Annotated in this window: 8 protein-coding genes; 1 reads left to right on the top strand and 7 read right to left on the bottom strand. The window is 53.1% G+C overall.

The genetic code is table 11. From position 1 onward, the window contains the following. Window positions 1–64: 64 nt before the first annotated feature. The 3 genes from NNO08_RS06690 to puuE all read right to left on the bottom strand — a co-directional run bounded on the left by NNO08_RS06690 (window position 65) and on the right by puuE (window position 4,694). Complete coding sequence (locus NNO08_RS06690) at window positions 65–1,075, bottom strand: ABC transporter substrate-binding protein (RefSeq protein WP_271456386.1); 1,011 nt, start codon at window positions 1,073–1,075, stop codon at window positions 65–67. Window positions 1,076–1,084: 9 nt separating this feature from the next. Continuing rightward, entirely contained in the window at window positions 1,085–3,217 is a 2,133-nt protein-coding gene (locus tag NNO08_RS06685) for a TonB-dependent receptor (RefSeq protein ID WP_271456385.1), read from the bottom strand. Window positions 3,218–3,431: 214 nt separating this feature from the next. Then, window positions 3,432–4,694 carry a 4-aminobutyrate transaminase gene (puuE, locus tag NNO08_RS06680; protein ID WP_271456384.1) on the bottom strand — a complete coding sequence of 421 codons (1,263 nt, stop codon included), beginning with the start codon at window positions 4,692–4,694 and terminating at the stop codon, window positions 3,432–3,434. A gap of 105 nt (window positions 4,695–4,799) precedes the next feature. On the opposite strand from puuE, the gene pdxR reads away from it, so the two are divergent. Next, the gene (gene pdxR, locus NNO08_RS06675) at window positions 4,800–6,278 is read left to right on the top strand and encodes a MocR-like pyridoxine biosynthesis transcription factor PdxR (RefSeq protein ID WP_271456383.1); all 1,479 of its coding nucleotides are present in this window, start codon (window positions 4,800–4,802) and stop codon (window positions 6,276–6,278) included. A gap of 98 nt (window positions 6,279–6,376) precedes the next feature. Here pdxR and NNO08_RS06670 read toward each other — a convergent pair whose 3' ends face one another. The 4 genes from NNO08_RS06670 to NNO08_RS06655 all read right to left on the bottom strand — a co-directional run bounded on the left by NNO08_RS06670 (window position 6,377) and on the right by NNO08_RS06655 (window position 11,484). After that, a complete protein-coding gene (locus tag NNO08_RS06670; RefSeq protein ID WP_271456382.1) occupies window positions 6,377–7,585 on the bottom strand; it encodes a cytochrome c in 1,209 nt (402 codons plus the stop codon). A 3-nt stretch (window positions 7,586–7,588) separates the two neighbouring features. Continuing rightward, the gene (locus NNO08_RS06665) at window positions 7,589–9,481 is read right to left on the bottom strand and encodes an NAD(P)-binding protein (protein WP_271456381.1); all 1,893 of its coding nucleotides are present in this window, start codon (window positions 9,479–9,481) and stop codon (window positions 7,589–7,591) included. Between the two features lie 90 nt (window positions 9,482–9,571). Further along, complete coding sequence (locus NNO08_RS06660) at window positions 9,572–10,045, bottom strand: ester cyclase (protein ID WP_137383302.1); 474 nt, start codon at window positions 10,043–10,045, stop codon at window positions 9,572–9,574. 11 nt (window positions 10,046–10,056) lie between these two features. Then, the gene (locus tag NNO08_RS06655) at window positions 10,057–11,484 is read right to left on the bottom strand and encodes a gamma-aminobutyraldehyde dehydrogenase (RefSeq protein ID WP_271455232.1); all 1,428 of its coding nucleotides are present in this window, start codon (window positions 11,482–11,484) and stop codon (window positions 10,057–10,059) included. Window positions 11,485–11,530 lie beyond the last annotated feature (46 nt).

Raw genomic sequence — 11,530 nt, 5'->3', positions numbered from 1 at the left:
CGTCGCGGCAAATACAGCGTGTAACCCTGAACTGGCCTGCATTTGCCCGTCCGCGCTTCCCGCTTTACCCCTGTGGGGGTAGCCCGGCTAAAATCCGCATCGCCTGCGCCTCGCTAAGCGAGTAATCAAAAAACTGGCGGTAAAAATCGCGGGTTACGTTAACCATGTCCAGACCGCTAAACAGTGTTGGATGTAGCTTTGACGCGGCCCACAGCAACTGCAACGCACTTTCGGTTCCATAGCGATCCCAGGGGAAGACGCCCGCCGGATTGCGCCAGACCTTGCCCTGTTTCACCGCGTTAAGTTCTTTGAACAACGCGGCATAAGGTGAATGGGCAATATCGCCACATCCCGCCCCGAGAATAATCACCTCCGGCTGCCAATACAGCACCCGCTCAGGTGAGACTTCTTTCATGTTACCGTCCACCTCCCCGGCGACGTTCCGCCCACCCGAGAGCGCAATCCAGGTATCAATCAACGTGTTTCTACCGTCGACTTTCAGTGGGTTTAGCGACTGAATGTGCAGAACCCGCGGGCGCTGATTTTCCGCTAACGTCGCCGTTTTAGCGTGAACATCCGCAATAGTGCGGGTTAAAAATTGATTATATGCCACCGCCCTGGCGCGAGCCTGGTCCGTGCCCAACACGTCCGCCGTGGTCGTGACTGACTTTTCCATCGAAGGATAATCAGTAAATGCCATTTCCAGCGTCGGGATACCCGCCTGGTTGTAGCTCTGCGCATCCCCCTTGCCCTTTGCGACAAACAGAACGTCGGTATGCAGAGCCAGCAGGGCCTCGCTATTAAATGATGTCCCGTGAATTTGTAAGGCCTGATTAAGCGATGGGTTTATTTTGAACATCCACGGCTGGCTCTGTGGGTGGTTGACGGTGGCGACAATCTGACGTCCCGCCCCCAGCGTCATCAGCACCGAGTGATGGGCAAACCAGCTATCCGCAATACGTTGAACCTGTGTGGGGACGGTGACAGTGTGACCGGCATTATCCACAACCTGACGCGTGGCCAGGGCGGGAAACGCCAGCCACACACAGAGCAGCCATGTGTGGCACGTTTTCATCAGCAATCCTTAAAAATCAACCTGAACAGAAATCTGCGCCTGACGTGGGGCGCCAAGTTGCGCGCTGGCCGCCCCGGCCCCCGTATAACCCGTCAACGCGCCGGGGACAATGTTGGTCCAGTAGCGGCGGTCAGTCAGGTTAGTGATATCAAACCGGAAAGTCGTGGGCGTGTTCCACAGTCTGGTGGCATAACGGCTACCAATATCCACCGTGGTATAACTGCCTACCCAGGTATCATTCGCGTTATCGGTAGCCCGACGTCCGACGTAATGCACATTGGCATCCACATCCAGTCCCTGAACCTGTTCAATGCTATAGACTGCCAGCACATTCGAGGTAAAGCGTGGCAAGCCGACAACCTGCTTACCATCTGCATTACTGGCGGCAGTGTTGTGCAGCATGGGGTCCAACCAGGCGGCTCCCCCTAACACCCGTAAATTTTCCGTGATATGCCCATCAGCCATCAGTTCCAGCCCGCGGTTTTTCTGCGTACCGTCCTGAGCAAATTCACCGTTGTCGTTGGTATAAGCAAAGGGACGTTTTGCTTCAAATAGTGCAGCGGTGAGCAGCAGATCTTTGACGGGCGCATATTTTGCCCCCACCTCCACCTGATGGCTGCGATACGGATCCAGTACGTGTCCTGCGTTGCTGGCCCCGGCCGGTGCGGTATCCCCCTGCTGCAAACTGTCAGCCCAGGTGGTGTACAGCGTGACGTTCTCAACCGGTTTATACATCAGGCTGGTGGAGCCGCTCATGCCGTTATCCTTTTGGCGACTGGTTTCATGACCGGATTTGTTATAGTTGCTGACGGTAAACAGGTTTTCGCTACCTGACAGCAACAAACTCCATTGCGGAGTGAAATGCAGCGTATCGCTTAACAGAAATGCATGCTGCGTAGTGGTCGCCGAATGATAGCGATTAGTAAAGTCAGGATAAGGCGGGCGTGGATAGTCGGGATGTTGATCAAGTGAAGAATGCCCCAGCGTAAAGGTTCCCCCATTTCTCGGGTTATAGTTTTTCCATACAAATCCGCGCATTCCGGTCGCGATATCCTGCGTCAACCAGCCGGAATCAATGCTGCCGGTCAGGTTCGCTAAATAGCTGTTGATCGTAAAGCGACTGGCCGCTGAATTCGAGGTCGTGGTGGTGTAGTGACCCCGATTATCCGTCAGGGTATTGGTTACCGCCGTCGATTCGCGGTCAGCCACCTGGTGCAAGGCCCCCAGATCCAGCATCCAGTTACCGTCAAAATCATGCTTGATGTGCATGTCCGCGGTGGTCGTTTCATCATCATGACCTGCATACGACTGACCATATTTACTGTTAGTCGGATCGAATGCCGAAGGAAACTGCACGCCTTTTGCCAGCGCAAAGCTGCCCGGCATGCCTTTTTCGTAATAATGGTAATAGCTGAAATTACTCTCCAGCACGGTTTTCTCGGTCAACTGAAAATCCAGGCCCAACCCCGCGTACTGCCGCCGAACATGACTATCAGTGGTGTAACTGTGCCCTTCATCATTCATCAGGTTGAGGCGGTACTTCACTCTGTCTCCCGCGTCGACAGGCCCGCTGAAATCCATTGATGCCAGCGTCCCTGACCCTGTACCTTGCCCTACGGTAACCCGATGCAGTGGCGTATCCAGAGGGCGTTTCGAGACCAGATTAAACATCCCCGCCGGGTTGGCTGGCCCGTACAGTGAACCCGCAATACCGCTCAGTACGTCTATATTCTGGAACTGCTCTGTCGGATATTCGGTGGTGGAAACGGCATTCAGCCCATCAATCATATGGTTTTGCACCACGCTCCCTTGCATGCCACGGGTTTGTGGTCGAACACCCTCTCCCTGAACGGACGGTATGTAGCGATAAACATCCTTAACATCTTTGATTTGTTGCTGATCAATCACCTTTTTCGACAGTGTTTGTACCGACCACGGAACATCGATTAACTCTCGCTGGCCCAGGCTACCGATCGTCGCCTTTTTTTCAGCCGCCGCAGGCTCCTGCTCGGGAAACGAAGATTGAGCAGGCGCGGAGGCAGTCACGGTAATGGTGTCATCAGCATGGGCCGACAGGGGGGCAGCAAGACAAGAAAAAGTCAGCAACCCGGAGGCAATTGGGGTGATTTTGCAATTTAACATGTGTTGATTCAATTCGTTAGATAGAAAGACTGGCGGTCGCTAACACAAGCGCCTTCTCTTGCGGGGCACGTTTATTATATTTGTATGATGAATAGGATAGGCTTAATCGATATATATGTAAATATATAACGAAAGGGATTGGCGAATGCGTGACAACAAAAAAGCCGACGGTAATGGCTACTGTCGGCTTTACACACGATCGGTGCTGACGAGATTACTTCATCGACGTTTTGATTATTTCTAACGCTTTTGCAAACTGATCCTGCGGAATAGTCAGTGGGTACAGGAAGCGGATCACGTTGCCATACTGACCGCACGTTAACAGCAACAGCCCCTGTGCAAGCGCTTTTTTCTGCACGCGCTGTGCGGCGGTGGCACTGGGTTCACCCGTGGCTGCATCGCAGAATTCAGCGGCAATCATCGAGCCTAATCCCCGCACTTCAGCAAGTTCAGGACACGCTGCACGCGCATCGGTCAGCACAGCACGCAGTTGCTCGCCAAGCGCTGCTGCACGCTGGCACAGCTTTTCATCACGAATAATATCCAGCACCGCATGAGCTGCCGCAATCGATAGCGGGTTCCCGGCGTAAGTCCCCCCCAGTCCACCCGGCGCAGGCGCATCCATAATATCGGCTTTGCCTACCACACCCGATAACGGCATCCCACCCGCAAGGCTTTTCGCCATGGTCATCAGGTCTGCTTTATCCGCATAGTGATCCATCGCGAACAGTTCCCCGGTACGGGCGAAACCACTTTGCACCTCATCGGCAATCATCACGATGCCATGCTCATCGCAGATACGGCGAATTGCCGCGACAAACTCCGCCGGTGCGACAACAAAGCCGCCTTCACCCTGGACGGGTTCGAAGATAATCGCAGCGACCTGGCTCGGATCGATATCCGCTTTAAACAAACGTTCTATCGCTTTAATCGAGTCTGCAGTTGAAATCCCCTGCAGTGCAGAAGGATACGGCGCATGGTAAACGGACCCCGGGAACGGGCCGAAGCCTTTTTTGTATGGCGCCACTTTGCCGGTTAATGCCATCGTCATGTATGTCCGCCCGTGGAAACCACCGCCAAAGGCGATAACACCAGGGCGACCGGTGTGAGCGCGGGCAATTTTAACCGCATTTTCCACGGCCTCAGCCCCGGTAGTAAAGAATGTCGTTTTACGCTTACCGTCAATTGGCGCCACGGCGTTGATTTTCTCCGCCAGCGACACATAGCTTTCGTAGGGAACAATCTGATAAGCCGTATGGGTAAAGGCGTGCAGTTGCGTTTCAACGGCCTGCACCAGACGCGGATGGCGATGCCCGGTGTTCAGCACGGCAATCCCGGCGGCGAAATCGATATACTGATTGCCTTCTATATCGGTAATCGTGCTGTTTTCAGCCGACTGGGCATAAAAATCACACATCACACCCACGCCACGTGGGGTGGCATCCAGACGACGTTGTTGCAGGTTTTTATTGTTCATTCTCTACACCTTGTCCATAAACACAATTGGTTGAATTACCCTTTAAATTTAGACGCCATCTGGTACTTTAATCGAGAGCCAAATCGTTTTATTTTAAGGATCCAAATGCGTTCACTTGCCGGAGATGTGATCAAGCATGCATTTAGCCAGCAGACGGACGAGAAGCTGCATCGTCGCCTGTATGCCGCCATCTGTAGCTGCATCCTCGAGGGTAGCCTAAAACCTGCTACCCGCATGCCTCCTTCACGCGACCTGGCGAGTGAGTTGGCGTTATCACGGAATACTGTCCTGCGGGTTTACGAGCAGTTGCAGGCCGAAGGCTATATCTCCGCGCGCACCAGCAGCGGCACATTTGTGACCGACAGCGTGCTGGACAATCTCGGCCTGGCCCCTAATAAACAACTGGTTTCACCTGCGACACATGAAGATCACACCAGTTTGTCCACCCGTAGCCTTGAACTGCTAGGGCATGCCAGCGCCAGTCCCCGCCAGTGGGGGGCTTTTATTCCTGGTGTACCGGACGTGCATTCTTTCCCGCATCGCACGCTGAAAAAGATTCAGGATCGGTTGGCAAGGCGGCTACGCCCGGAGTTTCTCACCTACGATGCCACGGGTGGTTTGATTGAACTGAAAGAAGCGCTGGCGGACTATCTGCGCACCGCACGCGGCGTACGCTGTACGCCAGATCAAATATTGATTACCGAGGGCATTCACCAGGCGTTGGATCTGGTAACTCGCTCTTTATGTAATCCTGGTGATAATACGTGGATCGAAGAACCCGGTTACTGGGGAATAAAAAACATTCTGCGCATCAATGCGGTCAACTTTTCTGCCATCCCGGTGGATGAACAAGGCATGGTTCCGCCTGCTTGCGTCGACCCGGCACCGAAACTCATTTTTGTGACACCGTCACATCAATATCCACTTGGCCCGGTAATGAGCCTTGGTCGACGGCGGCAGCTACTCTATCAGGCACGTGAAACGCACAGCTGGATTGTGGAAGATGACTACGACAGCGAGTTTCGTTTTTCCGGCCAACCCATCCCGTCATTGCAGGGGCTGGAAGAAGATGCTCCGGTTATCTATATCGGCACCTTCAGCAAAACCCTCTATCCGGCACTGCGGCTCGGGTACGTTGTGATACCTAAACCGCTTGCCGCCCCACTGATGAAGGTACATAACGATCTCTATCGTGGTGGGCATCTCCTGATTCAGGCGGCGCTGGCTGAGTTTATTCGTGAGGGTTACTATGCGGCGCACATCCGTAAAATGCGCCAGTTATATAGCCGCCGACGACATACGTTGGTAGAGCTCATTGTCAGCCAGCTTGGTGAGGATTATCTGGGGCCTTACAGCAGCAACGCCGGGCTACATCTGATTTTACAGCTACCTGCGGGTACTGATGATAGCGCCATTGCCCAACAGGCCAACGCACAAGGTCTTCTGGTTCGCCCACTTTCGCGCTACTACGTGAAAGAAGAAAAACGCAGCGGTCTGCTACTGGGCTTTGCCAGTATTGAAGAACATGAGATGGCTGCGGCGTTTACCCGACTGGCGGGTATTATCAGAATAAACACCGAGTAAGCACTGTCGGATGGCGGTGCAAGCACCTTATCCGGCCTACGAATTACGCATTTTTGTAGGCCGGATAAGCGCAGCGCCATCCGGCATCATCGCACCGATTAATGTGAGGCTTTTTTAATCCCGGACAGATCGTCCTGGCTTACCTCACCATTACCCTCACCCCAGCTTTTACGCACGTAATTGATCACGTCGCGCATTTCGCTGTCGCTGAGCAACCCACCATAGGCTGGCATCTTAAAGGAGACATTCCCCCGTGTCGTCGGTGTTTCTGCGCCGTGGGCAATCACCCTGAACAACGGCGTTGGGTCGTCTACCATCACTAACGGGTTGTGAATGAGCGAAGGTGCATTATCATCGGTTCCTTTCCCTTCCAGACCATGACAGGTCGAGCAGTAGCGGTTGTAAGTCACTTTACCCGCTTCAGGCGAATTCGACCAGGAGGCCGTGGCAGCTACCGTACGTGCCGGTTCCGTCTTCTCACTTTTCAGGCTCAACAGATATTGTGCAATCGCCGTGGCATCTTCGTCCGTCAGATACTGTGTGCTCTGGCTGACGACTTCAGACATCGATCCCGATACTGCAGCATGTTTGCTTTTCCCCGTCAGCAGCAATGACGTTAACTCCTGCTCAGACATCCCGGTTCCCCGTAGCGATGGCGCATACCAGCCGTCGATCATCGCCCCGCTCAGATACTCAGCATCGGCATTGGTATAGGCTTTTTCGTTCATCGCCATCCCTCTCGGGGTATGGCATGACCCGCAGTGACCCGGACCTTCCACCAGATAAGCACCCCGTTTTACCCGTGCTGCCGTATCATCCGCTTTGTTGTCTTCAACAGCGGCAGTCGGCGCATCGGTAAACAACCAATTCCAGATATGCAGCGGCCAGCGGGCCGAGACAAGCCAGGGAATAGCGTTCTCTTTATTGGGCTCTGCTGACGGCTTAACATCATGCATGAAGTAGCTATACAGCGCCTGAACATCTGCGTCGGACAGTTTCGAGTAAGAAGGATAAGGCATCGCCGGATACAGGGGATGACCGTCTTTGGCAATCCCCTGGCGCACGGCCTTCTCAAAATCATCGTAAGAATAGTTGCCGATACCGTGAGTCTTATCCGGGGTAATATTCGTCGAATAGATATCACCAACCGGCGTGGGGAACTTCTTGCCTCCCGCCATCGCCGCTCCGCCTTCCGCGGTATGGCATGCCACGCAGTCTGAGATCCTTGCGATGTACTCACCGTTAGATTCAGCGGCAGAGACAGAAGCAGTAAACAGGCAGGCGATTAGAACGGTTACATTACGCATAGATCACCCCATATCCTTGAGTTCATTGACCGCGCGCCATGCCTGATCGATAGCAGCATGAGCATAAGCGCTCCAGTCAGCATCAGAGTTAGCGATGGCAATACGTCCGATAGGTTTACGCGCCCGCTCAATAATCTCCGGCATTTTTTCCATATCGTCGAACAGTGAATTAGCGTAATACGCATAACCATGCGCCCAACGGTTAACAGTAATGGCCGCGATATCCCGCTGATTGTCAAAACCGGTTGAGCCAAACATTTCCTGCAACTGAGAACGGATCATCTCTTCATGTGCGGCAAACGTGGTCCCCAGCAGATAAGCACGCCCCAAACGGAACTGCTCCCTCGCGGACAGATTACTGCCAGGATACGTGGGCACATAAACCATATGAATCACCATTGGCTCGTCCGGCGAGGCCGGGTGTTGATATCCACCGATACTGACCGGATAGTCGAGCTTGATTCGGCTATAAGGCGCGGCCGGTGAATAAAACTCATGAACCCCCAATTGCTTAAATGCTTGCCAGTTTTTGACCACCACATTGGTGTACACCAGCGGCGCCTTCACGTTCAGTTTGAGATCGGCCTGCTGCTGCTCTGGCGTTTCCGGTACCAGATACGGGATCATCATGTTATAACCCGCCATAATGGCGTTCTTACCGCGCACGCGATGCATTTTGCCGTCGCGAAGATACGTGACGGCAACGCCCCCCTCCACGTTCGCCGCATTAATCACCGTGCTGTTCAGGCGCAAACGCGTGGCGTTTTCCGGCAGGTCGAGCTTTTCATAATGCAGTCTGGCGAGGACAGAATCTTCCATGGTATTGCCCGGCAGCGCGTCCGGCAGCATGTGTCTGACCAGCAACCGTGCCAGACCCGCATTGCCATCCGGGAAATGATAGACATAGGGCTCTTCGAGGTCGGCCAGCGATTCACCGTCCAGCGGCGGCAGCCCTAACGCTTCCATTCCCGGTAATGCACACGCACGAGCATCACTACCGGATATGCCTTCAATACCGATGGCAAAGAAATCGTTGGAACGTTGCTGAAAATAGAGCAGCGCCATTTTGCTTAAACCAACCTTGGTGGAAAGAAACTCACTATAGCTGTGGGTATCCAGCCATTCCGTTTTCTCATCAACCGTCATCCCTGGAAGATAATCAACCGGACGTACGTGCAGATCGATTAGCGCTTTACGATCTTCCTCACTCAATGGGAAGTCATTGATAAAATCTTCGATATTACGGCCATTGAGCCGATCTGGCGGAATATCATCGGATACCGCACGACCCGGATCACCGCTGACTATTTTCGTCTCACCAAAATTCTTTTTATCGAAGAAGACGCCGCGACTAAGCTGCCAGTCGGGGTAGAAATTAACGTCAAAACTCTTTTTCAACCGCGTGACGCTTACGCCGACAGTTTCCATCAGCTTATTCACTTCGGGGCTGAAGTTATGCGCGGGTGATTGAAAGGCTTCACTCCCGCCATATCCGATCAGTTTTTTGCCTGCGGAGGTGAATTCGTTGCGTTTGGCGTGACCACCAAAATCATCATGGTTATCGAGGATCAGCACCTTGCTGTTTTTCCCGGCCAGTTCATGCCAGAAACAACCTGCGGCCAGTCCGCTGATACCGCCGCCCACAATCACCAGATCGTACTCTTCCTCTACGGGCAGAGCGCTTAAATCAAAGTGCTTATGTTCACGGCCTAACGCATGGGCCATTTCAAACGAACCCGGATGGTTACCGCGTAGCCCCGTTAACGCCGGCGGATAATAACTTCCATCAATAAATTCGTGCCCCTTTCCTGCCGCTCTGACCAGATCCAGAGGGGTCAGTCCCGCAGCGATCGTCACCGCCACGCCGTTGAGAAAATCACGTCGGGTAATTGCCATTAACTTTGTCCTTTTGCCACTGACACATTGTCCTAAAAAACACTACAAATGAGAGGTTCCCCCTCGTAGATACAAGGAGGACACCGCCGACTACTTCACTGGCTTCAGCTCTTCATCCAGTTTTTTAGCGTCATAATAATCACCCTGCCAGGTGATTTTTCCTGCCTTAACATGAATATAGCTGACACCTTCAAATTTGATCGGATTATTTGTCGGCGGGCTTCCCGCCCATTCGCCGCTATTTTTACCCGAGAATTCCCAACGAAATGCCACAGTATCTTCATCAGCGACAGGTTTACCGACCATTTTCCAGGTCAGATCCGGAACCGCCTTAATAAATGCACCGATCACGTCTTTTTCAGCTTTTTCCCGGCCGGTTACCGGCTCCCCTGCGGCGGCATCGTAATAAACGGCATCGTCCGCCAGGTACTGCGCTGCCAGCGGCGCATTATGCGCATTCCATGCTGCCATATACGCTTTTACCGTGTTCAGCGGTGAGCTTTCTGCCAGGCTGAATCCTGAGAACATCACCAATGAAAGTACGGCTATTTTTAATGTTTTCATCGTATTACCTGTTATTCGGAAATATCACACATGATATGTTTCACCCGGGTATACTCATCGAGCGAATAAGAGGAGAGATCTTTTCCGTAGCCGGATTTTTTGAATCCACCGTGCGGCATTTCGGCGCACAGCGGAATATGACTGTTAATCCAAACTGTGCCGAAATCGAGATCAATACTGAAACGCTGCGCGCGACTGTGATTGCTGGTCCAGACGCTCGCGGCCAGGCCATATTCCACATCGTTCGCCTTGTGCAACGCTTCTTCATCACCAGAAAACGACTGAATAGTCATTACCGGGCCAAACACTTCGTGTTGAATGGCTTCATCGTGTTGATGCAGGCCGGAAATTATCGTCGGTTCAAAGTAGAAACCCGGCCCAGGCCCCGCATGACCACCGGTTTCAATTTTCGCATGTGCAGGTAAACGCTCAATAAACCCCTTCACCTGCTCAAGCTGATTTTTGCTATTCAGCGCGCCATATAACGCATCCTGATCCTGCGGAGGACCAAACTTGATACTTTTCGTTTTTTGGATCAGTTTTTCCAGGAACGTCGCATAGACAGAATCTTCCACCAGGATGCGCGTGGCGGCAGTACAATCCTGTCCGCCATTGAAAAATCCTGCGGTAGTGATAGCAGTAATCGCCTTGTCCATATCTGCATCAGCGAATACGACGGCGGGCGCTTTGCCACCCAGTTCAAGATGGGCCTTTGTCAGGTTAGCTGCTGCTGATGCCGCAACCTGCAGACCAGCGCGTACCGAACCGGTAATCGACACCAATGAAGCCGTCGGGTTAGAAACCACCAGCGAGCCAGTACTGGCCTTGCCCAACACAACGTTAAACGCCCCTCGCGGAAATAAGGGTGCCGCCAGTTCAGCCAGGAGCAGCGTACTTACCGGGGTGGTATCGCTCGGCTTTAAAACCACCGTATTGCCAGCGGCAAGCGCCGGTGCAATCTTCCATACCGCCATCATAAACGGGTAATTCCACGGTGTGACTTGTCCCACAATGCCCAACGGCTCACGACGAATCGTTGAGGTGAACCCGGCGGAATATTCTCCGGCGGCCTTCCCTTCCAGACAACGTGCTGCGCCGGCAAAAAAACGGATCGCATCGCACGACGCAGCGATCTCTTCTTTCTCGATAAAATGACGCAATTGACCGGTTTCCTGGCTTTGCGCGTTGACCAGTCGTTCAACATTTTTTTCTATCTCATCCGCCAGTTGCAGCAGTGCTTTTTGTCGCTGGGCAGGTGTCGATTTTTTCCATATGTTAAATGCCGCCGCGGCCGCCGAGTAGGCAAGCGCCACCTCAGTCGCACCGGCATTAGGCGATAACGCGTACGTTTCACCGTCAACCGGGCTCACCAACTCAAACGTGTCTTCCGTGTTACCCGCTACATATTGCCCGTTTATAAAATGCTTCAGGGTTCTCATGCCTTTCTCCCGCCAATCAATACATAAAGAAGCTTATGTAATATAT

The sequence above is a fragment of the Citrobacter sp. Igbk 17 genome, assembly GCF_028069775.1.
Taxonomy (GTDB): Bacteria; Pseudomonadota; Gammaproteobacteria; order Enterobacterales; family Enterobacteriaceae; genus Citrobacter.
Note: the sequence above shows the minus strand (reverse complement) of the source record. Positions and strands in the feature narration are given on the sequence as shown.